Annotated in this window: 20 protein-coding genes; 2 read left to right on the top strand and 18 right to left on the bottom strand. The window is 47.2% G+C overall.

The genetic code is table 11. The annotated features are described in order from the left end of the window. Nucleotides 1-114 precede the first annotated feature (114 nt). The 7 genes from ACR8BL_RS11245 to ACR8BL_RS11275 form a co-directional block, all read right to left on the bottom strand. Complete coding sequence (locus ACR8BL_RS11245; protein ID WP_434752682.1) at nucleotides 115-462, bottom strand: DUF4190 domain-containing protein; 348 nt, start codon at nucleotides 460-462, stop codon at nucleotides 115-117. Nucleotides 463-1,238: 776 nt separating this feature from the next. Beyond that, entirely contained in the window at nucleotides 1,239-1,994 is a 756-nt protein-coding gene (locus tag ACR8BL_RS11250) for an amino acid ABC transporter ATP-binding protein (RefSeq protein ID WP_434752683.1), read from the bottom strand. Nucleotides 1,995-2,027: 33 nt separating this feature from the next. Further along, on the bottom strand, nucleotides 2,028-2,687 hold the full coding sequence (locus ACR8BL_RS11255; RefSeq protein ID WP_434752684.1) for an amino acid ABC transporter permease: 660 nt from the start codon (nucleotides 2,685-2,687) through the stop codon (nucleotides 2,028-2,030). 249 nt (nucleotides 2,688-2,936) lie between these two features. Then, complete coding sequence (locus tag ACR8BL_RS11260; RefSeq protein ID WP_434752685.1) at nucleotides 2,937-3,707, bottom strand: amino acid ABC transporter substrate-binding protein; 771 nt, start codon at nucleotides 3,705-3,707, stop codon at nucleotides 2,937-2,939. Nucleotides 3,708-3,830: 123 nt separating this feature from the next. Beyond that, a complete protein-coding gene (locus ACR8BL_RS11265; protein ID WP_434752686.1) occupies nucleotides 3,831-4,397 on the bottom strand; it encodes a DUF4825 domain-containing protein in 567 nt (188 codons plus the stop codon). Continuing rightward, nucleotides 4,394-5,089: a permease prefix domain 1-containing protein gene (locus ACR8BL_RS11270; RefSeq protein WP_434752687.1), complete on the bottom strand. Its 696-nt coding sequence runs from the start codon at nucleotides 5,087-5,089 to the stop codon at nucleotides 4,394-4,396. The genes ACR8BL_RS11265 and ACR8BL_RS11270 overlap by 4 nt, the downstream gene beginning before the upstream one ends. After that, nucleotides 5,086-5,445, bottom strand: coding sequence for a PadR family transcriptional regulator (locus tag ACR8BL_RS11275; protein ID WP_434752688.1), 360 nt, complete (start codon nucleotides 5,443-5,445; stop codon nucleotides 5,086-5,088). The genes ACR8BL_RS11270 and ACR8BL_RS11275 overlap by 4 nt, the downstream gene beginning before the upstream one ends. An 80-nt stretch (nucleotides 5,446-5,525) precedes the next feature. Here ACR8BL_RS11275 and ACR8BL_RS11280 point away from each other — a divergent pair, with 80 nt between their 5' ends. Beyond that, entirely contained in the window at nucleotides 5,526-6,134 is a 609-nt protein-coding gene (locus ACR8BL_RS11280; protein ID WP_434752689.1) for a hypothetical protein, read from the top strand. A gap of 80 nt (nucleotides 6,135-6,214) precedes the next feature. Here the strand turns inward: ACR8BL_RS11280 and ACR8BL_RS11285 are convergent, their stop codons facing one another. The 3 genes from ACR8BL_RS11285 to ACR8BL_RS11295 all read right to left on the bottom strand — a co-directional run bounded on the left by ACR8BL_RS11285 (nucleotide 6,215) and on the right by ACR8BL_RS11295 (nucleotide 9,634). Beyond that, on the bottom strand, nucleotides 6,215-7,726 hold the full coding sequence (locus ACR8BL_RS11285) for an alpha-glucosidase/alpha-galactosidase (protein ID WP_434752690.1): 1,512 nt from the start codon (nucleotides 7,724-7,726) through the stop codon (nucleotides 6,215-6,217). Nucleotides 7,727-7,942: 216 nt separating this feature from the next. Beyond that, the gene (locus tag ACR8BL_RS11290; protein ID WP_434753092.1) at nucleotides 7,943-8,935 is read right to left on the bottom strand and encodes an AraC family transcriptional regulator; all 993 of its coding nucleotides are present in this window, start codon (nucleotides 8,933-8,935) and stop codon (nucleotides 7,943-7,945) included. Between the two features lie 84 nt (nucleotides 8,936-9,019). Beyond that, complete coding sequence (locus ACR8BL_RS11295; protein ID WP_434752691.1) at nucleotides 9,020-9,634, bottom strand: Type 1 glutamine amidotransferase-like domain-containing protein; 615 nt, start codon at nucleotides 9,632-9,634, stop codon at nucleotides 9,020-9,022. Nucleotides 9,635-9,833: 199 nt separating this feature from the next. On the opposite strand from ACR8BL_RS11295, the gene ACR8BL_RS11300 reads away from it, so the two are divergent. Then, nucleotides 9,834-10,457: a histidine phosphatase family protein gene (locus tag ACR8BL_RS11300; protein ID WP_434752692.1), complete on the top strand. Its 624-nt coding sequence runs from the start codon at nucleotides 9,834-9,836 to the stop codon at nucleotides 10,455-10,457. 165 nt (nucleotides 10,458-10,622) lie between these two features. On the opposite strand, the gene ACR8BL_RS11305 is transcribed toward ACR8BL_RS11300, so the two are convergent. The 8 genes from ACR8BL_RS11305 to ACR8BL_RS11340 form a co-directional block, all read right to left on the bottom strand. Then, entirely contained in the window at nucleotides 10,623-12,986 is a 2,364-nt protein-coding gene (locus tag ACR8BL_RS11305) for a rhamnogalacturonan lyase (RefSeq protein WP_434753093.1), read from the bottom strand. A gap of 640 nt (nucleotides 12,987-13,626) precedes the next feature. Then, nucleotides 13,627-16,068: a glycoside hydrolase family 6 protein gene (locus ACR8BL_RS11310; protein ID WP_434756677.1), complete on the bottom strand. Its 2,442-nt coding sequence runs from the start codon at nucleotides 16,066-16,068 to the stop codon at nucleotides 13,627-13,629. Between the two features lie 516 nt (nucleotides 16,069-16,584). Next, nucleotides 16,585-17,661 carry an efflux RND transporter periplasmic adaptor subunit gene (locus ACR8BL_RS11315; RefSeq protein WP_434752695.1) on the bottom strand — a complete coding sequence of 359 codons (1,077 nt, stop codon included), beginning with the start codon at nucleotides 17,659-17,661 and terminating at the stop codon, nucleotides 16,585-16,587. 74 nt (nucleotides 17,662-17,735) lie between these two features. Next, nucleotides 17,736-19,103 (bottom strand): ABC transporter permease, encoded by a 1,368-nt coding sequence (locus ACR8BL_RS11320; RefSeq protein ID WP_434752696.1) that lies wholly within the window; start codon nucleotides 19,101-19,103, stop codon nucleotides 17,736-17,738. 23 nt (nucleotides 19,104-19,126) lie between these two features. After that, nucleotides 19,127-19,816: an ABC transporter ATP-binding protein gene (locus ACR8BL_RS11325; RefSeq protein ID WP_434752697.1), complete on the bottom strand. Its 690-nt coding sequence runs from the start codon at nucleotides 19,814-19,816 to the stop codon at nucleotides 19,127-19,129. A gap of 187 nt (nucleotides 19,817-20,003) precedes the next feature. Further along, nucleotides 20,004-21,161 carry a hypothetical protein gene (locus ACR8BL_RS11330; RefSeq protein WP_434752698.1) on the bottom strand — a complete coding sequence of 386 codons (1,158 nt, stop codon included), beginning with the start codon at nucleotides 21,159-21,161 and terminating at the stop codon, nucleotides 20,004-20,006. Further along, on the bottom strand, nucleotides 21,158-22,624 hold the full coding sequence (locus ACR8BL_RS11335; RefSeq protein ID WP_434752699.1) for a sensor histidine kinase: 1,467 nt from the start codon (nucleotides 22,622-22,624) through the stop codon (nucleotides 21,158-21,160). The genes ACR8BL_RS11330 and ACR8BL_RS11335 overlap by 4 nt, the downstream gene beginning before the upstream one ends. Next, nucleotides 22,621-23,334, bottom strand: a complete 714-nt coding sequence (locus tag ACR8BL_RS11340; RefSeq protein WP_145333083.1) for a response regulator transcription factor — start codon at nucleotides 23,332-23,334, stop codon at nucleotides 22,621-22,623. Before ACR8BL_RS11340 ends, ACR8BL_RS11335 begins: the two co-directional genes overlap by 4 nt. Nucleotides 23,335-23,477: the final 143 nt, after the last annotated feature.

Raw genomic sequence — 23,477 nt, forward strand, 5'->3', positions numbered from 1 at the left:
TGTGTTTTATTTGAGTGTGCCTTATTTTGAATAATAACCTCTATTACTAACTTGATTTAACTTGATTTTGCAATAATAAAATGTCTCTAATTGCTTTTAATTTTTATCGGTGACCTAGTATGTATAAGACATATCTGCACTTGCAAACAGGAGAGCAGCAAGTAACGCAAGCAAAATGATAATGGCATAAATTGCTGTTCCGATGATACCGCATACGAGCCCCGCAATGGCCAACCCTTTACCTTGTTCCATACGCATCCGAATCTCTTTAAACGCAAGCGAAGCAAAGATGATAGCTACGATACCGATCAGAAACCCCAGGTACGGAATAGTAATTGAAAGTATCCCCAGAACGAGTGATACAATCGACTTGGAATTCGTTTTTGACGGTGCTACATAAGGTGATGGCGGCAATGTGTCGCTATAATAACGATCAACATTGTTGTAATTTGGTTGATTCAATGTGAATCCTCCCTCTTATTGAGTGTTATCACATTATAAACGATAAAAGGGGAAAATCACTTCCAATTATTAGAAAACAATAATATATTAACGATTTTTAAAAAGATAGCAGCGTGTCCCTCCCACAGATACCCACTAAATTTGAGAATGACCACCCATGTTAACTTAACACTAGTTTTATAATGAGCATCAGTGTGGGCCAGTTCAGACTCCATTCATTCTAACGATCACCAGCGACGCTATTTAACCCTTTCTAGTCATTTCAAAAATCTAACGATCACCAGAAACCTTATTTACTTGGAATTCACCGATTTACGCTACATTTTGAGGATTTCAGCCCAAATAGCGCTTGTGGTGATCGTTAGATTTTCAAAGCTCGCTGAAATGATAAAATAAGGTTCTGTGTGATCGTTAGAGTGTTAGATGCAAGTGGAACTCGGAAAATCCCTGAGACTTGAATCCACACACTCCATACAGAGTGCGACTTGTAATACTGTTCTCTTTAATCTCCACTGACGTATTTCAATCCACGCACCCCATACGGAGTGCGACAGCGAAAAAACACGTAATAAAAGCATAGAGTGTATACTTTATTACGTGTTCTCGTTTAATTCATCTATTAATTAGCTTCACCTTAATATAGAACCTATACTATATCCAAGATACTTTGCCAAAAGGTATCAAATCGCGGTCTAATCTCAGGTGCGAATCCCCCAGAGATTTCATGGGAGCTTGGCATTCGCACCTGTCTACCTGTTTTCAATCCCCCTCCACCTTTAGCCTTCCAGATCGACTCGCTGCAGAAACGTCTGGGTACGTGCAAGCTGTGGTGCGCCAAAGATTTGTTCAGGCGGGCCTTGCTCGGCAATCTCGCCATTGTCCATAAAGAAGACACGATCCGCAACATCCCGGGCAAAGCTCATCTCATGCGTTACAATCATCATCGTCATGTTTTCCTGTGCCAGTTGCTTGATGACGCGAAGCACTTCTCCCGTCAGTTCCGGGTCAAGGGCTGAGGTTGGCTCATCGAAGAGCAGGATATCCGGCTGCATCATCAGGGCGCGGGCAATCGCTACGCGCTGCTTCTGTCCACCGGATAAGTTGGCCGGATAAACATCGGCCTTGTCCGACAGTCCAACTTTGGCGAGCAATTCCATGCTGCGGCTGCGAATCGCCTTGGTGCTCTCTTTTTTCAACGTCTTCGGTGCGAGCTCCAGGTTAGCCTGTACAGTCAGATGCGGGAACAAGTTAAAATGCTGAAACACCATGCCCATACGATCCGTAATCTTCCGAATCTCGGCAGCACCTACGTACCGACCATCATCCACCAGCGACTGATCCTGTATGCGAATCGTTCCGCCCGTAATATCCTCCAAGTGGACCAAGCTGCGCAGCATTGTGCTTTTCCCCGAACCCGAAGGCCCGATGACCGCAATGACTTCCCCTGGCGCCACGTTAAAAGATACCTGTTTCAGCACATCCAGTGAGCCAAATGATTTTTTCAACTGATTTACTTCTATGCTATAGGTCATATGCAGACAGTCCTTTGATTGAACAGATTTGATTTATTCATACGAAAAGCGCTTCTCCAGAACCTTGAATAACAAGGTAAGCACCAGAGTCATAAGCAAATACATAATCGCCGCTACGAAAAATGGAATGAGTTGCAAATCACGATTCACTGCGGCTTGCGCATAATAGAGCAACTCGGGTACAGCTACAGCGTAGAGCAATGCCGTATCCTTAACAAGCGTAATTGCCTCATTCGCTGTGGCCGGCAGTACCACCCGAACCATCTGTGGAATGATGATTTTCGTCATCGCCTGCCACTTCGTCAGGCCTAGCACTTTGGCCGCTTCATGCTGACCTTTATCAATGGACAATAATCCACCCCGGAAGATTTCTGCGAAATACGCTGCGTAGTTCAACACAAAAGCTATTCCCGCAGCTACGATTCGTTCAAACACCAGGTACTCTCCAATGACCGGCAGCAACGGCAATCCAAAGCAGAAAAACAAAATTTGCAAAAGCAATGGTGTCCCACGCATCACATAAACGTACATGTGGGCAATCCACGCCAAAGGTTTAAACCTACTTTTCATCGCAAGTGTGATCACAAATCCAAGGGGTACCGACAAGATGATTGCAACCAAAAACATAATGATCGTTGTCTGTGCACCCTCAAGCATCGGTTTTAAAATGGTCAATAGATAGTCCCAACTCATATTAAGTCTCCTCTAATCTGTTAACCCCGCATTCCTCGGAAGCTTGTCGCTCCAGCGTGGAATACGGGGTCACTGTTTTCGTGAGTGTTATCTCTACATACGAGAACAGCTCACATCGTTATATATCAGGTGGATTCCACCTGTCTCATTCCAAATTCACAAATTCATTTCAAAATGATCAACGATCATTTTTTTCATAACTTGTCCCTTATTTCTTACTTCTTACTTCTTACTTCTTACTCTCAATTCCTACTTCAAAACCTTGTCTTCACCCAGCCATTGGGTAGAGATTTTCGCTGCTGTGCCATCTGCATTCAGCTCATCCAGTGCTTTCTGCAGCTGCTTCAGAAGCTCTTCATTGCCTTTTTTGATCCCGATGCCATATTGCTCTGGCGCCAGTGATTCATCCAGCAGTTTGAAGGTTCCTTCTTCCTTTGACATATAATATCTTGCAACCACTTCATCGATGATGACGGCATCCAGACGTTTGGTTTTCAAGTCTGTCAGGGCAAGTACATTATCTTTGAATTCGGATGCTTTCACTTTATCCTTCAGAGGACTTGCCGCCAGCGCATCTGCCGCTGAGGACAGTGCCTGTAATCCTACATTTTTCCCGTCAAGCTCATCCAGCTTGGTAATCGGGGAGTCTGCGAGTGTAATCGCAACCTGACTGTTTTCCAGATAAGGCTTGGTGAAAAGCACTTTCTCTTTGCGCTCGTCCGTAATGGTGTATCCGTTCCAGATCATATCGATCCGGCCGCTGTTCAGCTCTGACTCTTTGGAAGACCAGTCGATTGGCTGGAAAGTCACCTTTTTACCCATTTTCTCCGCTGCTGCACGGGCATAATCAATATCAAACCCGACAATTTCATTCTTCTCATCCCGGAATCCCATTGGAGCAAACTTATCATCGATTCCTACAATGATCGTATTCTCGTCTTTACTTGCCGAGCTGGAACACCCCGCCATAATGATCATACATATGCTGATGAATAATAGTAGAATTGCTTTCTTTCTCATCTCTAGAACCCCTCCATGTCTATGTCCAAGCCCAAACGCTTTAGTTCGTTACCACGTTATCAGAGACTTATAATAACATAGCATGAGAGAAGAGTCGAGTATCTTGCCCATATTCCGGTGAATTTATCCCTCAGAGTTGTCAACAATGTGTGAAAATGAAGCCCGCACCTCAGCCGGTTCTACCAGCTTCTGGCGTACGACAGAATCCCAACGCTCCGCCTTTTGCAGCGTTTTAAGTTCGGTTCCAGCCCAGCGCTGTGCGAGCTTGCGTTCAAACACAATCTGTGTGTCCTTGAATTGGTAGACAACCTGCTCCAGATTATCAATTAACACAAAGTTCGCAAGGGCGTTATACACAAGTATTCGCTCAAACTGCACTTCATCCATCTCATCTGTATTCAAACTGTAATTAATCTGAGCCGTGAATGTCTCAGGAAACAGCTGATAGCCATCCAATCGCTCATGTAAAGGCAGTTTCTGATTCAGATGACTTAGATTGGAGAAATTCCCCATGTACGCATTCCGATATTGGGCCAAGGCGGTAAAATCATGCGTCAGCGGACTATTCTGCTCGGCTTCATATCGACGCTGATCTGCCGCAATTTTGGGATTAATGAAACCTTCCACCACGACAAGACTGAGCAACCCGATGATAAATAGGGAAACGATCCACAGATTTTTTCCTTTCATACGCCATCACTCACTTCATATTTACTAACGATCCGGTATGCCCGGTGTACGACCAGAGGAATAAGGATACTAAGTAGCGGTAGCACAAAAGCCATCAAAAGGACAGCGAGTTGATAAGGTCCATTCACCTGAATAGGTCGGTTAAACCAGATATTGCTTCCAAATCGTAAAGCCGCTTGTGTACCCCAAAGCGCAAGCACAACGGCTGTCCACAGCCACCATGCTCTGCGTTGCCACTGCTTCAACACTAACACACGAATCCGTGTGGTCTTTTCCGTATCGGAAGATCCATTCTCCCTGTTGCTTACCAAATAAAATACATAAGCTATGCCCACGATCAAACTAATGATCAAAAGCAGATTGTTCAGAGCAGCACCGCCCAACATCACTCGTGTAGGAATCGTAACAATCCAGGCAATCAGGCTGTAGATCAACGTAGATTGCCACAGTGCTGTCCAGTAAGGAACTCGTTTCACATGCCGGTAATCAATCATGAATTGTTCCATACCATCAATATGCTGTATCGCTGTCTGGAAAGCCTGCTCCTCGCTCATTCCTTCGGCCAGATAATCATCTATTCGTGCGACGAGGTTGCTGCGAATTTCTTCTTTCAACTCCCGATGCTCCAGTGTATCCTGTGCACCTGCAAATAAACCATCCAGATGTCGATTAATCCGTCTTTCGAGCGTCATCCTTGTTCATCTCCTTCTTCACTGGTGGCAATCATGCAATCGATTAATGTTTTGGCTGCATGCCAAGCTTGAACCTGTAATTGATAAATTTCACGTCCCTGGCTGGAAATCCGGTAGTACTTCCGCCTTCCACCCTGCGTTTCTTCTCCCCAATAGGACTCCACGTACCCACTCTTCTCCAGCCGTTTCAGACTGGAATACAATGTAGGTTCCTTGAGTTCAAACTGCTCTCCGCTTTTGCGATATATTTCCTTAATAATGCCGTATCCATAGTTATCTGACGGAATAAGCACACTCAAAATAATGGGATCAATATTGCCCCGAATCAGATCACTGTTAATCACTTGTACATCCATCTGTGTGTTTCACCGACTTTCTTCCATCCTGCATATACTATAAGACATATTACTATGTCTGTAAAGGTAATATGTAACGCATGGTAAATACGCTTCGTACCGAGCAACATTCGCAACATTCCTCTCTTGCTTTTCGTCTGGAAGATATTAGGGAGGTGGATAAAATAAAATTATTCAATATGATAAGAACATTGGCCACATTGGTATTTCTTTCAACTATGCTGATATTATCTGGCTGTAATCCTACTCCAAGTCATGCTACAAATGAAATCGAAATGGGATTAGAACAGGTTCAGGAATCGGAGTCCAACTTACCTCAGAAACTGCCTACGCCAACTATTCAGAGCGAAAGCGGCATCTCTATTCCCGCTATACAGGGCAGTTATTGTTGGGGAGGCACCTGCGCTGATTACGCTAGCCTAAATTTTGAAGACAACAGTCCCGTCCAAGTTCCTGTCGGTGAGGCTATATCCATAGATATGGGTATAGGTATCCCCCCGGATGAGATAAGTATTTCTGAATATGTGGACAAGAGCAATCAATCCATTACTTCTACGGATGGGACCTTCCAACTTCCCAAGAAACCAGGGACACATTATTACAGTGCATTTGTCCGCTGGTCTTCACCTCAAGATTCACAGATCAGCCTAGGCGATACTTCTTTTACGTTTGTGGTTCATGTTCGTTGAGTCGAAATAGAAGCAAACAAGGCCCCTCCAATACTGGAGAGGGCCCGTTTATATTTTGTTATTGTACATCTTTCCTCCATCTACTGCTGTACCTTCTCGCGATCCTTGCCTTTATCGGACTCGCCCGCATTTTTGTTGGCGGCTTCCCGGTCTTGCTGCATCTCTTCTACCGTTTTGACCTTAAGACGCGCGGCGCCTTCGTACGCCTTGGTTGGAATCAGATCCCCCGTAGCAAGTCTCGCTTCTGCAGCTGCGATAGCTTCACTGTACTGCGGCAGCCACTGTGCCTGCGCGAGCAGCATCTCATCGACCATCTGCCAGATTTCCTTCGGATTGCAGACCGCACCCACCAGCGGGTCCATCATAAAAGCCTGGCGCAGCAGGTTATCGTCCCCATGCACGGCCGCCTCCACCGCAAGGCGCTGCACGGATATGCTTACGTTACATACCGCTGCTGGACCGAGTGGCAGATCGCCGATGTGTGGCATGGAGATGCCGTTGCGATCCACATAACCCGGCGCTTCAATGATGGCATCATCCGGCAGGTTTGAGATTATTCCATTGTTCACCGTGTTAAAATGACCACGATACACACGTCCCGTCTCCAGACTTTCTATGATATAGGAGCCGTGCTCTTCGCCACGTTTCTCCGGTATATACTGCATCGGGTCATCCCTCATCCAGTTCGGAAAATCTGTCTCGAACCAGTTGCGTCCCTCGGTGCACACGCGCAGATATCCACCTGTTTCCCCGTTAATCCAGCTTTCCATGTCAATCCAGTCATTGATTTCTTCAGGACGTTTGCGATACCATGGCACATATTCACTCAAATGACCATTCGATTCGGTACTGTAATATCCAAAACGCCGCAGCATATCAATCCGTACCTTCTCGGTGCGGCTATACTCCGGGTGCTTCTCAAAAGCTTCAAGCAAGTCGCCCGTAAGATCCTTGCCCTCATGCGACGCCTGAATGTACCACGTTTGATGATTGATGCCTGCACATACAATATCCACTTCACTCTTTTGCAATCCGTACACTTCCGCAATCTGTTGATGTCCATGCTGAACCCCGTGACACAGACCGATCGTCCGCACACCACCGTACTTGTTGCACGCCCATGTCATCATCGCCATTGGATTGGAGTAGTTCAGGAGTAATACATCCGGCGCACTCTGTTCGCGAATATCTTTGCAAATGTCCAGCATCTCGGCAATCCCGCGCTGTCCATACATAATGCCGCCTGCACACAGCGTATCCCCAACACACTGATCCACCCCGTATTTCAGCGGAATATCAACATCGGTTGCAAAAGCTTCCAGTCCCCCTACACGAATCGTACACAGGACATACTTCGCATCTTTCAAAGCTTCTCTTCGATTAGTTGTGGGTTGAATCTGAATATTTAATCCTAATCCATTCTCGCGGATATCCCGCTGGCAAAGCTCGGTTACCATGTCCAGATTATGTTGATTAATATCACAGAATGCGATCTCAATGTTATTGAATTCCGGTACGGTGAGCAGGTCACGCAACAATCCTCTTGTAAATCCAATGCTTCCCGCCCCAATAAACGCCACTTTAAACGACATGTACATGTCCTCCCGCAATCCGAACCTTCCGGCTTCAGTTAATGACTTGCTTCATGGTTCCATTGTAGCAATGGAGGGATAGATAACGTTATCAAAATCATGACCTGTTTCCGAGTAAGGTGTCAAAAATCCTAACTTCTTCAGGTAATGGAACACCTAAGGGTACAGCCTAACACTCAAAGCTTTATGCATCGCTCATTGTTATATCTGTTCCCTTCAATGATCCGACAATTCCTTCTCACTGCTTGCAGGGTACTGACTAACATGCTTTTCCATCGCACCACGGAAGGCTACAGGTGTCTTACCCGTATACTTTTTGAAAAGCATATGAAAATACTGCCGACTCCCCACACCCACATAGTCTGAAATTTCGGAGATCGGAATATTGGTCTGTTGTAACAACATCTTAGCCTTCTCCATCCGCAGCATCGTCAGATAATCGGTCGGTGTCCACTGCATATAATTACGGAAAATGCGGTGCAAATATCCTGGATGTAAATTAACTGCGGCCGCGATATCCTTCATCTGAATATTGCGGTCCATATTGTGATGCATGAATTCAATCGTACGTTTTACATACAGCTCTGTCTGATCCAGTGTGCTTCGTTCCATCTCCCCTCGCAGCCTTGCAATCCGGACGAGTAACTGGATAAAAAGCGTACGCACCAGCGTTCCCTGCCCCAGGGAGGTCAGATTTCGGGCTTCACGATGAAGGGTACGCTGCTCCATCAGACCGCGCTGATCCAGTTCAAGCACCAGACTTTTCATCGTGTGATACACTTCTTCCGGGTCAGGCAATACGAGGTAAGGCATGGCATGGGTCAAAAAAGTATGAACTGCCTCCTCCTCCAGCGCGAGCTGCCTTAAAGTAAGTTGTCCAGATGTAGTGTGTGCAAAACCGAATTCCACATTAAGCATCCGGCACGGCACACCATCCTGGACTAACAGGCGATGAGGAACCCCTGCATCCAGCAGGATGAACTGCCCTTTTTTCAACACCGCCTGTTCTGAACTTCCGTCTGCCATCATCACGTCCACCCTGCACATGCCCGTAATGATGTACATAATTTCCGTGGAATCATGGGTGTGATAGGCCATCTGATAATCATGCCATTGTTTGTAATAATAAGCGAAAAAACGCGGGCCCCAGTCTTCTGTCCGAAGGCGTTCCTGAAAAAGACTGCCTGAAAAGGATTGTGTCTGATCCATCCCCATCCTTATAACCTCCCTTCAAGCGCTTATGGAGTGCGGCCGATTCGCTTTATTTTGGAATAAACATCATTAAGGATCACGTCAAATTTCAATGATTTGGTACTGATCTCCATCCATAACAATGACTTGGGAGTTCGTTATAGGCACAAGAGATAATATCGACTGATACTCATCCATAACTTGTGCTGCCGACTCTACAAATGGGGGACAGCCCACATGCGGTACGGGGTAGAAATCAATAGAATGTAGTCCTTCGTAACTGGACAAGTCTGGTGCTACCGCGCAATCATCCATGGCCTTCACATAGGCAATATCAGGGGCGAGGATGATGGAACCTGCTGACTCCCCAATATATATTTTCCCTGCCTGAATGTGAGCTTGTATGTACTTCTCTGCTCCACTTCTGCGAAGCTCCTGTAATAGAAAAAAGGTGTTGCCACCCGACACGTAGATCAGGTCACTTCGTTGCAGTTTCGTTGATATCTCTTCAGAAGTTGCCGTGGATACTTCTAATTCTTCTACGATAAGTCCGTATTTCTCAAGCGCCTGTCTACCCGCATGTACATAAGCATCATATGGTTCGGGTACAGCAGCAGTCGGAATAAAGGTGACGGTTCTCCCTGCTAACGTCTCTCCCAGTGTGTTCAACAAGCTTGATGTCTCTTCAAAAGAAGCGGACAAAAACAATTTTTTCATCTTCATGACCTCCGAGTCTTATTTAGATAATCGTTGATAGATCAGATGGCACCTGAACGTATTGCAGTGGTGTTAAAGTACATATACACTATTCATGTTCTCGTCATGATAGGGAAGTTCAGTCAGTTCCCTATAGGCTACTATTATATAATCATCATCCTGTCAGCTCCAAATCTATCGTTAAAGGAGATTTCATGTCATGAGTACAACCTTTTATCTGGTCAGACATGGTGTCAAAAAAAGTGATATTGGCGACGTTCCACTCACTTCCGAAGGTAGCCGGCAAGCTCAATTGACCGCCCGGCATTTCGCAAACGCTCCATATCCCATCCACCGGATCGTCGCGAGTCCACTTCGCCGAGCGCAAGAAACCGCCGAAGCGATTGCTGCCCTTACCGGGTCCGACGTTGCAGAAGATGCACGCTTGCGCGAACGTGCGAATTGGGGCGATGATCCGGAGCAGACTTTTGAACAATTCGTCGCCTTATGGGATCAGTGTACAGCAGATCCAGAGTTCATTCCACATGTCGGTGATTCCGCAAAACAGGCGGGCACACGGCTGGCCACTTTGCTTGGCGAACTGGCTACGCAGGCGCCACCCGGCAGTCATATTGTTTTGGCTACACATGGCGGGCTGATTACCGATTTTCTGGTGCAGACCTTTTCCGAGCAAGAACTGAACAGATGGCACCCTGATTTCTTGATTGAGCAGAAACGCCTCGTTCCCGAGTGCTCCATCACCAAGCTATTGGTTCAGGATGGTCAATATACGCTGGAATCATTCGCTTCCGCAACTCACTTGATCGAAGACGTGGAGAAGTAATTTACCGTACTGTTTAACGTACTATGTAACGTAACATGTAATGTGGTATGTAATATATTATTTAAAAAGTATCGAACCATACACATCAAAAAAGCTCTGGAATGTCCCTCCATTAACATTACACAGGAGAGAATCCCAGAGCTTCTTCTGGTGGTCAATCTAAGCTTAATTATTTCCTTTGCCTTTTCCCGGCGTATAGAAATTCGGCAGCATTACCTTCGACCAATCGATATCAGATGCCATGTAGAAGGATGGATAGGAAGGCTGGTTATACCCGCTGTTCTGTCCGGCAATACCTACACGGTACATCGCATCATGCGTCAGCGTATACAGCTTGCGGTCTGTCTTCTCGGTGCTTAGATAGATACGGATGGCTGAACTATCCGCCGTACGCACAAACATCTCTTCACGCCAGTCTCCGAATACATCTGCGACTAGCGAAGGTGTACCTTTGGTATGGTTATTGGTTAGGGTTCCCGTCGCGGTCAGTAACGTGCCGCGTTTCCAGTCTTTGATCGTAGGGGTGACATCGATGGCCCCGTCTACGATTTGGGTAGTCATGTCGGCAGCCCAGCGAATGCTCATATTGGTTCCGGGCGCCTGATCACTTATTTTTTCACCCTGTGCCGTCCATAATCCGACAGCCCATGTCTCCAGCCCGCGCCGGGTTGGATCCACATCTCCGACCATACCCCGTCCGGTATCTTTACCCGTGTATCCGCCATAAATCACTTCTCCGGTCTTCGCATCACGCAGGGAATATCCGTACGGCGCCCAAGGTCCGCCCTCATGCACCATAAATATCTCCAGTCCCGGGCGATCCGGGTCAATATCCGCGACATGCAGCGCATCCCCGTGGCCCAGACGGGCAATTGTTCCTGGTGCAGCACTCTCAGGCGGCATCACATCTGTAGAACTGTACAGCACACTGCCATCGTGGTCAATTGTCGCGGAGCCGTAAATAATCTCGTGTTTGCCGTCACCGTCCACATCAGCCACACTGAAATAGTGCGCCCCCTGCGTTGTAATCGAACCATACTGCGGATCTGTGCCATCTACACCGTGCGGCCCGTCGTTAAACGGATTTTTCATCGGTGTCCAGCCACTATCCACGCACCATTCCTTTTTCAGCTTTTTGCCATCCCAGTTGTAAGCTGCCATGGTGGAACGAGTATAATATCCGCGTGCAAAAATCGCAGACGGTTTCTTGCCGTCCAGATACGCAACACCCGCCAGGAAACGGTCTACCCGGTTTGCCGGTTCAATGCGCGCCATCGCATAATCGCCCCACATCAGGCCGTCATCATGACGTTTCGGTTCATAGCGGACGGTTTGCAATTCTTTTCCCGACTTTCCTTCAAATACGGTAATATACTCCGGCCCATCGACAATAAACCCTTCGAACTTGCGAAGTTCATTACGAGCGCTTCGCTGCGGTGCGTATACATCTATAAAATAGTCGGTCAGACTTTCCGCATCCTGCTGGGATAACGGATAGCTGTACTTCTTCTCGATCCCAAACGCCTCTTCCAATGTCGCAGGCCAGTTTCCTTTCACAACCTCTTCGTGTTTATGCCAGTTCCGGAACATATCAACCACATGATTGTAGTACCCCTCTGCACTGAGGCGATAGTCGTCTTCGTGTGTCACCCCTGCCTTGCGGTCTTCCTTCGGCAATGTAATGTACTTCTGCGAGGTTGGTTTGCCCTTTTTGTTGTATTTGATGATTTGCGTACCCGGAGCGGTCTTGAACATCAGTTCAGCCTTGCCATCTCCATCAAAATCATAGACAAGCATCTGCGTATAATGCGCTCCCGCACGAATGTTAACCCCGAGATCGATTCGGTACAACAGTTGTCCATCCAGCGTATAACAATCGACGTAAGTGTTACCCGTGTATCCTTTTTGCGATACGTCCTTGGCGTTGGATGGGTCCCATTTTACAAAAAACTCGTACTGACCGTCTCCATCCACATCACCGACACTCATGTCATTGGCACTGTAGGTGTATACTTCACCCGCAGGCGTTACACCGTCAGCTGGCTTTTGCAAAGGAATATCAACATAACCGTTTGCCCAAGGCTTGACGGTTGAGCTGCGTTTGCTTTCTTTGCCTTTGCTATTCACGGCGGCAACTTCGTAACGAGAAGATGTCATGCCTGTACTGTCCACATAGTTGGTGCTGTCTGTGACCGTTGCAATCTTTTTGCCATCCCGATACACATTGAAATCCGTCCCGGTCAGCCCTTTGTCACTGTACCCTGTTGCCTCATCCCCAAGTAATCTCCAGCTTAGAAATACACCTTCCGACGTCGAAGCCGCTACCAACCCGCGATCCAGCTTCTCCAGTTGAATGCCCTTTCCGTGACTGTCCCCCTTGTCTTTCGCATGCATCTCCACTTCCATAGCACCACTCCCCTGTGATGTGGATTGAGATTGGGAAGCATCGGCTCCGCTGATTCCGGCGGTTCCACTAAGAATCAAAGCCAAACTGAGTGCAGAGGACAGTACTTTGGCTCCAAGAGGCATGTGTGGTCGTTTGGCCCGTTGGCTACTGCTAAATTTAGTAGAGGTACCTTGTATTGATTTTAAGTTCATCAACCTTCACTCTCCCTGGTTAGAATGGATATTGATACTTCTACAAGAACATGTTGATGGTCTGGTCTGGTTCATACATCAGGGGAAAAATGGTTACGCTTACAAAATTGAAATTCAAAAGAGAATCCAGTTTGCCTGACGTACTTCTTTCTCCAGCCCCCTTCCACTCTATGTACTCACTTCTTAGCAAGAGTTACCATCCATCGGGTACTATTATAGACATCCTCGCTGCCTAACCATAGGCAAATATCCGTCCAAAACGATCAATATTCAGTGTATCATCTCCACGGAGCTTATTCAGGCGTTTTAAGCCACTTTTGAATTCTAACGATCACCAGTAACCTTATTTCCCTCCAAACAAGGCAAATCACATTAAAATCACCGAAATTCATCACAATAGCGTCGATACGGATCGTTAGAATGTATTCATGCCTCTTTTTCGCCAAATAAGCTTCCCTGTGATCGATAGACAAAAACAGAGCTGCCCCCGGTCAATGGATGACCAAGAAACAGCCCTGTTTTGATAGGTTGTGCGTAGACTCACACCTACCTTAATACCAAATGTATCATATTAAGGCTCAATTCCCCATACAAGGCTACCGCCTTGATAAAGTGTGACTTTATTCCAATCTTGATAAGACGTTTTGGTTGGATCATAGGAATAGTCATTGCTCTCGTCAAAGTTGGACCAGTCCGTTTTGAACATGCGAAGCTGAATATCTCCAGACTGCCCGCCAGCAGCAATGCTTCCTGCGCCGGACTTGAAGCTCAGCTCGACATATCCATCCCCAAAGGTACGCTCGATGTTAGCTGCGCCAACCACGGCCCAGTCAATGGAAGAATCCATTGCCGCTGTACCTTCTTTGGTGAAATAATAACGAAGTTTCAGATCGCTCAGATTCACTGCGGTGCTGCCCAGGTTTTTGATGTTGAACAACGGTCTGATCTGGTTATCCGTTGCATTGGTATCCCCTGCATGATATTGCACCACCAGATCACTTGTTGGTACAACCACAGCCGCTGGTTTCGCAGAAGCTACAGTCGAATTAGCACTTTGTCCTGCTGCGTTCACCGCACTTACCACATAATAATAGGTTGTGCCATTTGTCAGCGAAATGTTGGTATACGACGTTGCAGTTACATTGGAGGCTACCGTCGTGAATGGGCCTGCTGCTGTCAGTGCACGTTTCACATTGTAACTGGTTGCACCTGCCGAAGCTGTCCATGACAAGCTCACCTGTGCGTTACCAGCTGTTGCTGTCAAGGCAGTTGGTGCCGCAGGAGCTGTTGCAACTGCTGCCGGTGTCGCCATAGTAGATGCGGAGTTTACACTCTCACCTGCTGCATTCCTTGCTGTCACGACATAATAGTACGTTGTACCATTCATCAATCCAGTGTTCGTGTAAGTTGTTCCGCTAACATTGGCAGCAACCGTTACGAATGGACCGGATGCCGTCAGCGCACGTTTTACCGTATAACTTGTTGCACCTGTTGAAGCCGCCCATGTCAATGTCACTTGAGCATTGCCAGCTGCGGCTGTTACCGTAGCAGGAGCTGCCGGTGCAGTGTTTCCGCCTGGAGGGTTGCCTCCACCATTCTCAGAAAGTACAGGGAACGAGTTCTTTACCAACGCTACAAACTGATCATGGAACCAGTGACCTGATACTGGCGCGTTAGGCAGTGCACCTGTCAGTACTCCATCTTTCGTTGTATACGTTGGATCACACATACGGTCGAAGCCCTTACCCTCATTGTTTGGAATTTCGGAACTGGAACCATCCGATTCACCTGGAGGTTTCACCCATACATAAGCATCCAGATGTGCAGGTCCTGGAGCAGCCTTTGGTGCTTCCCCGATACCCGCTCCGCTCGCATTACACCAGTTACCCCGGTGCTCCCGGCGATCTACACGACCGGAGTTCACATAATCATTGATGTTGCTACCCGTAGCTGTGGAAGGACGATTCACCCCGCCCCATCCGTTACGGCTGGTATCAATGAGGAAACCTGTGCTCGCTGGCCATCCTGCTTGTACGAAATCAGAATACAACTTTGCTGTGAAATCGGTTTCGTCAAAGTACGGATTCCATTCATAGAACTTGGCTGAACGGATTGGTTGTCCACCGATATTCAGATCCGGGTTGGACAAGTTTGGTTCAGAGAGCGGTGTTGTATTGGCTGTATTGGTAATAAATCCGTCCGCACTGCTCAGTCCTCCCAGCGTATCACCTACCACATCGGTATACAGAGCTACCGCTCCAGAACGGTTGTTATCCCACCCGAGCCAGCCGGAGTGACCGATATCCAGATAGTTGTATACGTTTGGAATGGCATGCAGCTTGTCCAACGTATATTTAATACCAGCTTCATAGATCCCCGTTGAAGCCGCTTGACCACAAGCTGGTGTGCTGAGGTTGGTTACCAGGTTAGGCAGACTATCCGGCTCAATAACAGCGATAATGCGAATGTCCTGGTATTTTGGATCAGCAAAAATATCTGCAATTACGTCAATGTAATCCGTTTTATACGTCTGCAATGCTGCCTGGGTTAAAGGAAGCTCCCCGTTAGATGCAAGGGCATGGCAGTCCCGACCCGGCAAGTTGTAGATAACGAAAGACGCTGTAATAGGTACACCTGGCTTCTTCTGAGCGAGCACTGCATCCAGATGTTCTTCCACGCTCTTGCGGCCAGCGTTCTCGGCCCCGCCGTAGATGGCTGCAATACGGTCAATCCATACCGCTGTAGGGTAAGATTTCACCGTTTCCATCTTCGCTTTCAGCGAAGTATCACTGGTAATGGCAATAGAGCTATCCACCAGTGCAGAGTAGTCCTCATTGAGATAAGCCGTGGCGCCAACAAACGGATTGTTCACATGCGCCTCCGCTGCCTGTGTCACACCTGGAGACATGCCAGGGAAAATCCCCGCTGCAAGCAGCGCAGCTGCCATCATTTGTTTTACACCTTTACGCAGCAGCTTCTGGCCTCTCGATTTCGTTTTCAATGTTTTCTTCATAGTTCCACCTTTCCCTTAGATAAGATTGGACTCGACTCATCTCTGTTCCTCTGTGTAGAAGCAGGATGCATGGCACAAAGTGCATGAAAGAATGTGTGGTGTTTCAGTCACCTCCATAGGCAAAATAGCTTGAGTTAAAGAGCGAATAAACGTCGGGTATGTTGGTAGAATTGCTGTGTGAGCGTGTGTGGGGGTCAAATCATGAGAGTATACGTGGTGGCGTAGTTGATATCCATATTCTTGGGATTGAAGAGTGAAGAAAATGTTGAGTCCATAACAAACCTTACCGTAAGCGCTTACCAACTAAACTTTGAAAAAAGCTTCACCTCACGATGGCTACCTCTTCACCTCCTTATAGTGTGATTATACGACATGTAAATATTACTGTAAATTGAATTATATAAATTAAATTATATTTTTTTCCACATAAAAAGAAGGATTTCTCTCCCCTCCCGCCACAACAGAGAAAAGGCCCATTACGGTATAAACCGCAATGAACCTTATGTAAGAGCGACTCTATTGAATAACAACAACATCCCCCGGCTTCAAGCCGCTAACAACCTCGGTTTTATCCCCTGACTCCATACCCGTTTTAATCGTATGCTGCTCCGTCTGTCCGTTTCCTTTATCCAGTAACACGTAAGGTTCGGGCTGATCACGCATAATAGCAAGGCTGGATACGACAGTCACTTTGTCCTTGCGCATGGTTTCAATGTCTCCTTCGAGACTGACACCACCGTACATGCGAGCGTCCGGCTTCAGATCAATGACCACATCAAACTGAGAGGCCTGCTTCAGATCCGCATCCGAGCTTTTCCGGGCAAACTTGGACACTTTGCTTACGGTTCCTGTAAATTTCAGATCCTTCTGTGCACTCATCCGCACCTGTACCGGCATGCCTGCCTTCAGTTTGAACATCTCTTCCTCACCAACAATGGTCATGAATTTCATCTTGCCGGTATTGGTGATGGAGCCGATGAGTTGTCCTTCTGTAACTGCCCGTGTTTTGCTATCCTGATCGTTCAACTGAAAAATACCTGTGGTCCCGGCATACACCACCGCTTTGCTCATCACGTCCTGTTTCTTGCGTATTTCCTGCTCTTTGAGAACCAGCGCTTTCTGATTCAATTCGTTCGCGAGACGTTTGCTCTCCCGATCTGCAAAAGCCTTTTTGCGCTCCTCCTCCGTCACACCTAACGTTTCGGTCATGCCAGCCTGATTGATGCTGATCTGATTCATCTCCACATCTAAGCGAGCTTTGTCCAGATCACTCTGCATCTGACTGACCTCTGTCTGTAGCGCCGACGTATCCAGTGTGAACAGAATGCTTCCTTTCTTCACTTGCTCCCCGTTCTTGACATGCCACTGTTTAATGTTGGAAGTATATGGGGCAAATACGTCCGTCTGCTCGGTATATACCGATTTCCCTTTCACTTGTATCGTTTGTGTCATCGTCTCCTGCGTCACATCAAAGGTGATGGGCGGTGGAGCTTCAACCGGGGCTTCGGGCTGGGGCTTGTATTTCTCGTACACCCAATACCCTGCACCTGCCATAAGTACAACGGTAGTGATGATGCTGATCCATTTCTTCATGCGTTATATTCCCTTTCACTGATAAGTTTGAGTCCGAAAACAGTTCCGAAGTTCCGTTCGCTCGTCTCTCGCGATCACATCGATTTAATGACGCTCAGTGCATTCGTACGAGACGCACTGATTGCCGGATAGATACCAGATACTACACCAACAAGCACGGCAAAAATAATGCCCATCGGCAGTGCCGACTGTTGAATAATGACCGTCATCGGCCCGCCTGCCTGATCTGCCATTTGATTCGCGAGTAGCTGGTTCACCCCTCCAAGCGCGGCAAACGCAATACCTACACCCGCCACACCGCCAATGAATCCCAGCATGGCTGCTTCCACTATAAACATCTGACGGATCTGCCACAGGTTGGCGCCAAGTACCTTCATGACCCCAATCTGCTTGCGCCGCTGATGCGTGGACATAATCATTGCCACAATAATGGATAGTGACGCCAGCACCATAATAAAACCGCCAATACCTATGGCTGCTTTCTGATACATCGCAAGCTGTCCAGCCATGGCCTCTTCCTGAAAGAGATTACTTTGCGTGTTTAATGTCAGCTTTTTGATCTGTTCTTCAACCTGAGCCACATGCCGCTTGTTATCCACCTTCACCAAAGCGGAGTTAAGACGTTTGAGCGCCGGGCTGTCCACTTGCTGTAGTCCAAGTTCATCCTGCAAGGCTCGCGCAGTATCCAGCGGAACATATACTTTTTTGTCACTCTGAGCAGTCATATCATCCATATTGGCAGGTTTGATCAATTCCCCCGATACACGAATGGTTCCACTCATCTTGGTCTTTCTGCCATTCGTAAAATCCTCATAACGGAATTGAATGCGCTGCTGCATCAGTTGATCCTGTTTCATCATCATCTCGTTGTATTGTTGCAAAAGATCATTGTTATACGGATCAGAATTCAGCTGTTCAAACAACTTCTGCGTCACTTTCTGATCTATAAAACCGTAGGTAGCGCCGTAATTCACAACGGCAATTCGGCCATTGCCAGCACCGCTGCCTTGTGAATACTTGTATCCGAAACCGTTCAGTGTCCCCATTTCCGTTCCGATCACTTCCACATAGGAGCTACGTCCATCGGGAAGAACCATATCCAGTGCATCCAGCTTTAACATCGGAGCTACAGCAACGACATGTGGAAGCCTCTGTATAATTCGAATTTTCTCCATGGTCAGTGCACCGCGTTCAAACTTGCTTTTCGTGCCTCCGCTGCCATTCCCCGTTTTGATCCCCTCGTTCGGGCTGATCGTAATTTCATCCATCTTGTAGTTATCGTTCAACGTTTTTTCGCTATATGTCTGCACCGACTGACCCACACTCAGGGCAATAATCATCGCTGCCGATCCAATCGACAGACCGATCATACAGAGCAATGTGACCACTTTGCGCCGAATGATCTGCCCCCAGGCCATGCGCACTACGTCCCGTATTCTCACTGTTCCTCTCCTTTTGCCTTATCTCATACACTTTGCAACGGGGCAGACTGTTCGACCAGTTTCCCCTGCTGCAACGTCAGAACGACCTGCATCTGTTCCGCTACCTCACTTTCGTGTGTCACAATGACAAAGGTTGTTTTCATCTCTCTGTTCAGCTGCTGCAAAATGGAAAGGATCTCTTCCTCCGTCTCCGTATCCAGATTGCCTGTTGGTTCATCTGCGAAGATGACCGAAGGCTCCGTAATCAGCGAGCGGGCGATACTGACCCGTTGCTGCTGACCGCCGGATAACTGGGAAGGAAAGAGGTTGGCCTTCTCACTCAGCCCCACTTGCTCCAGCAGGCGTAACGCCTTTTCTTTGCGTTTGGATGGTCTGATCCCCATAAATACCAGAGGCAACTCTACATTTTCCCGGATGGTCAGATTGGACAACAGCTCGTAGGATTGAAAAATAAAACCAATATGGCTGCGCCGGAACTCCGCCAGACGATTCTCGCTGAAACGCACAATATCCTGTCCTGCGATCCAAATCTTGCCTTGCGTTGGCTTCATCAGTCCAGCCATCAGATTCAGCAGCGTGGACTTGCCTGAACCCGAACTGCCCAGCAGAGCAACCATCTGCCCCTCTTGAATCGTCAGATTAATATCTTGCAGCACGGGAACATCGCCCTGTGCATTGCGGAAGGCATGGGATACCTGTTCAACTTGAAGCATTCGTGCTTGTCTTCCTTTCTGTTTCCTGATTATGTATTTCTGTGTAACCTGCACTTAAGTATAGTGTGAAGATGTATCGTGACAGGACGAAGTTGTATCCAACTTGTAACATGTCAACATAAAAAGCCCTGCGGCAGAGCGTATAACGCTTGCCTGCAGAGCCCTTATTTTTATATCCAACACCTAATTACCACGCTTTGAAGCTAAAACGATACAACTCACTCTTGCTGGTGGTGCTACTCGCCAGGAACAGTTCCTCCTCAAACCACTTCAGTTTAATAAAATGGTTGATATTACGGTAGATGACTGTATCAGAGGACAGGTTCTGATCATTCAGGAAGGCGATATGAAGCTCATTTTTCTGGTTCTCCAGCGTATTCACATAGGCAATTCGGGATTCGTCAGCACTCAGATCAAAATTCCAGAATGTGCCCTTCGCCAGCAAGCTCAACTTATTCTTAGCTGCCTGATATCGATACAGCCCCTGCACTTGATTCACTTCTCCCTGAAAAATCATATCCCCGTTTTTCAACAGGTGATATTGCTGAATATCCTTTAATCGCAAGTACAGAGATACATCAGGGTTCTTCTTCAGGGAGACACGATAGACGGCAAAATCATCTTTGTGCATGACCAGAACATAAGCCTGCTTCAAATTCTGACTGATTTCGAAACTGTCGATGACGATATAATTCTTGCCTGTTTGATCCTCATGTGTCTCAACGCCGACTTTCTTCATCATCGCCTCATCGGAAAACAGGATCTGTTCCTTACCCGTTTTCAGATCCGTCTGGATGAATCCGCGTTCATCATGACTAATAGACATATCGTTACTGAGCAACTGTCTGTAATAGGCGTTTTCCTTACCTAGTTTGCTTCGTTCATCACTCTTCACATCGTACATAAAGGCCGTGCGCTGGGCTTGTCCCGAACGATACTGAGCATATACCAGCTTGGTTCGATCCGGGCTCAGTACAACGCCAAAATCAGTGTTGTTGCTGATCTCCTTCACCTGGTTATCATCCAGATGCAGTTTCAACAGTCGCAGTCCCGAATATGAACGTTCTGTGCTGTTTACAACAATCGTATTCCGATCTGCGATATCAAAATCATAGATAACGAAATCATTCGGAATCTTTGTCGCCGATTCAATCTGGATGGTACTGCTCGCGGGTGGTGCCAAACGACTGTTGAATTGCTCGCCAGGCAAAATCACAGTGCGCGGTTTAAGCTGACCCATGCTGAACAGACTGCCAATCCCGAATATGCCACCAACAAAAGCAATGAGCAGCCCGGACAGCATCAGCTTATCGCGATGTTTACGCCAGAAGCCGGTATATTTCATGTATGTCTATCCCCCGGCAGGCGGATATGAACTTGTGTCCCTTCCCGCATGATGCTTTTCATCTCCACTGTTCCTCCATGACGCTCCACAATGTTTTTCACAATGGACAGCCCCAGACCGGCGCTGCCTTTTTCGACACGATTCATGCCCTTGTCTTGATAAAAGGGTTCAAACACATGATTCAGTGCTTCTGCACCAATCCCCTCTCCCTGATCTCGAATCAAGATGGCAATGAACTGCTCTTCCTGTGTAGACTGCACTTCAATGATCGAATTCACATCACTATACTTGACGGAGTTATCCAGTAGGTTCAGAAATACCTCTTTTAACTTGTCTCGATCTCCCTGCACATACAGTTCTTCTTCAAGCTCATAATGAATGCCGATATTGTACTTGCCTGCTTTGATGGACATGTCCTCACATGCTTCGCGGATAATCTCCGAGACGTCAACCCGTTCGAACCGGTAGTTCTCAATAACCGCCGAGGAGACCGAGACTTCCAGAATATCCGCAACCATCGTATTCAGACGCTGGCTTTCCTTGATAATATAATTCATGCCCTTGTCGAAAAAATCCGGGTCTGTGAATCCATTATCCCGCAAAATCTGAGCATAGCCCAGAATGGTCGTCAGTGGTGTTTTTAATTCATGTGTCACATTGTCAAAAAAAACCTTGCTTCGTGCCTGCACTTGTTTCACTTCGTCCCGTTCTCGCTCAATAACATCAATCTGCTCCCGTACCCGGTCAATCATGACCGTGAAGCTCGCCGCCAGTTCACCAATCTCATCCTTCGTTGCAATCTGAATATCGGCGTTCAGACTGCCTTGCGCTACTTCGGCAGAACGTTTCGTCAACACACGAATAGGCTGTGTAATTTTCCGGGAAATAAAAATCGAAGCAATGAACACAAACACAAATATCGTTGCTGCAAACAGCTTGATCGTATCCTGAAAACGCATATTGCGCTGGTACAGGTCGGTATAATCCTTTTCAAGCTGCACAATACCAACAAGTTGCTGGTCACTCTGTATCGGGAAAGACAGGCTTGCCATAACCCGTCCTTGATCGACTTTTGTCGTATAGGCAATTCGGGATTGCATCGCTTCTCTCAAGTCTTCTATGTCGGTGTGTTTAACCAGTTTTCCTGCACTGGTACTGGAGCCATAGGTGGAGGCATCGGGGCGATAGAGCGTAATCTTCCCGCCCACAGCAGAGCCGATCTGCTCTTCCAATTCCCGGCTGCCAGCTTCAAGCGAATCTTTGCTGATGCGTTTGTTATGGATGAGAAAATACTGATTCAGTGCGATGTCCAGATTTTTTTTGGATTGCACCATATCCTCGCCCACTTCACGATACATATTCTCTTGGGCGACCTTGTTGGACAGGATCAGCAGTGCAGAGAATCCAATAAAAACGATGACCGAGAACAGCACCACCATTTTGAACTGAATGGTCCATTTCATGTCTGCACCTGAATATTCAGTTTGTACCCTACGCCAAATACCGTTTCAATCATCGATATGCCTTGATCGCCACTATCCAGCTTTTTACGGATACGTTGAACATGAATGTCCACGGTACGGGTATCTCCTGCAAAATCAAATCCCCACACTTTGTCCAGCAGCTCCGAACGTGTATGTACTTTGCGGTGGTGGTTCACGAGGAAGAGCAGCAGATCATACTCCTTGTTGGTGAGCCCTGCCCGTTCTCCATCCTTCCACACTTCGCGCTCATCCTTACGAATCTCGATATGTTTGCCTAACCTCACGACTTCGTAAGACTGGTTCTCCAGCGTTTCGCTGATCAGGTCTATCCTGCGGAAAATAGCCCGGATGCGGGCAACCACTTCGCGGATATCAAAAGGTTTTGTAATATAATCGTCTGCCCCCAGCTCCATGCCAAGCACTTTGTCCAGCATATCTGACTTCGCAGTGATCATGATTACCGGGATTTTGGAGTTCACGGATAACTGTCTGCACACATCAAACCCACTCATATCCGGCAGCATCAGATCCAGCAGAATCAGATCAGGCTTGGACTCCCGCAGCAGATTCAGTCCTTCCCTGCCCGAAGCCGCCTCTTTGATCTCGAACCCTTCCTTGCGAAGGGAATAGGACAATATATCGCGAATGGACTCTTCATCCTCAATGATTAATATCTCTTTTGGTCTCATAATACATTCGTAATCTCCCTGCTCTATGAATTTCATCTGCCTATATTTTGTATCCCAAGTTGTCTGCTTGAACAGAGGAAATCAAGAAATGTTACAACTCCGATACAACTCTGAACCTTTTGGAAACAACATCCCGCTATACT

The sequence above is a fragment of the Paenibacillus amylolyticus genome (genome assembly GCF_051136285.1).
In the GTDB taxonomy this organism is placed as follows: Bacteria; Bacillota; Bacilli; order Paenibacillales; family Paenibacillaceae; genus Paenibacillus; species Paenibacillus amylolyticus_F.

Coding starts and splice junctions, on each gene's coding strand:
- ACR8BL_RS11250 (WP_434752683.1), bottom strand. CDS start 1,994: ATGACCTATAGCATAGAAGTAAATCAGTTGAAAAAATCATTTGGCTCA.
- ACR8BL_RS11255 (WP_434752684.1), bottom strand. CDS start 2,687: ATGAGTTGGGACTATCTATTGACCATTTTAAAACCGATGCTTGAGGGT.
- ACR8BL_RS11260 (WP_434752685.1), bottom strand. CDS start 3,707: ATGAGAAAGAAAGCAATTCTACTATTATTCATCAGCATATGTATGATC.
- ACR8BL_RS11265 (WP_434752686.1), bottom strand. CDS start 4,397: ATGAAAGGAAAAAATCTGTGGATCGTTTCCCTATTTATCATCGGGTTG.
- ACR8BL_RS11270 (WP_434752687.1), bottom strand. CDS start 5,089: ATGACGCTCGAAAGACGGATTAATCGACATCTGGATGGTTTATTTGCA.
- ACR8BL_RS11275 (WP_434752688.1), bottom strand. CDS start 5,445: ATGGATGTACAAGTGATTAACAGTGATCTGATTCGGGGCAATATTGAT.
- ACR8BL_RS11280 (WP_434752689.1), top strand. CDS start 5,526: ATGGTAAATACGCTTCGTACCGAGCAACATTCGCAACATTCCTCTCTT.
- ACR8BL_RS11285 (WP_434752690.1), bottom strand. CDS start 7,726: ATGTCGTTTAAAGTGGCGTTTATTGGGGCGGGAAGCATTGGATTTACA.
- ACR8BL_RS11290 (WP_434753092.1), bottom strand. CDS start 8,935: ATGGATCAGACACAATCCTTTTCAGGCAGTCTTTTTCAGGAACGCCTT.
- ACR8BL_RS11295 (WP_434752691.1), bottom strand. CDS start 9,634: ATGAAAAAATTGTTTTTGTCCGCTTCTTTTGAAGAGACATCAAGCTTG.
- ACR8BL_RS11300 (WP_434752692.1), top strand. CDS start 9,834: ATGAGTACAACCTTTTATCTGGTCAGACATGGTGTCAAAAAAAGTGAT.
- ACR8BL_RS11305 (WP_434753093.1), bottom strand. CDS start 12,986: ATGCCTCTTGGAGCCAAAGTACTGTCCTCTGCACTCAGTTTGGCTTTG.
- ACR8BL_RS11310 (WP_434756677.1), bottom strand. CDS start 16,068: ATGAAGAAAACATTGAAAACGAAATCGAGAGGCCAGAAGCTGCTGCGT.
- ACR8BL_RS11315 (WP_434752695.1), bottom strand. CDS start 17,661: ATGAAGAAATGGATCAGCATCATCACTACCGTTGTACTTATGGCAGGT.
- ACR8BL_RS11325 (WP_434752697.1), bottom strand. CDS start 19,816: ATGCTTCAAGTTGAACAGGTATCCCATGCCTTCCGCAATGCACAGGGC.
- ACR8BL_RS11330 (WP_434752698.1), bottom strand. CDS start 21,161: ATGAAATATACCGGCTTCTGGCGTAAACATCGCGATAAGCTGATGCTG.
- ACR8BL_RS11335 (WP_434752699.1), bottom strand. CDS start 22,624: ATGAAATGGACCATTCAGTTCAAAATGGTGGTGCTGTTCTCGGTCATC.
- ACR8BL_RS11340 (WP_145333083.1), bottom strand. CDS start 23,334: ATGAGACCAAAAGAGATATTAATCATTGAGGATGAAGAGTCCATTCGC.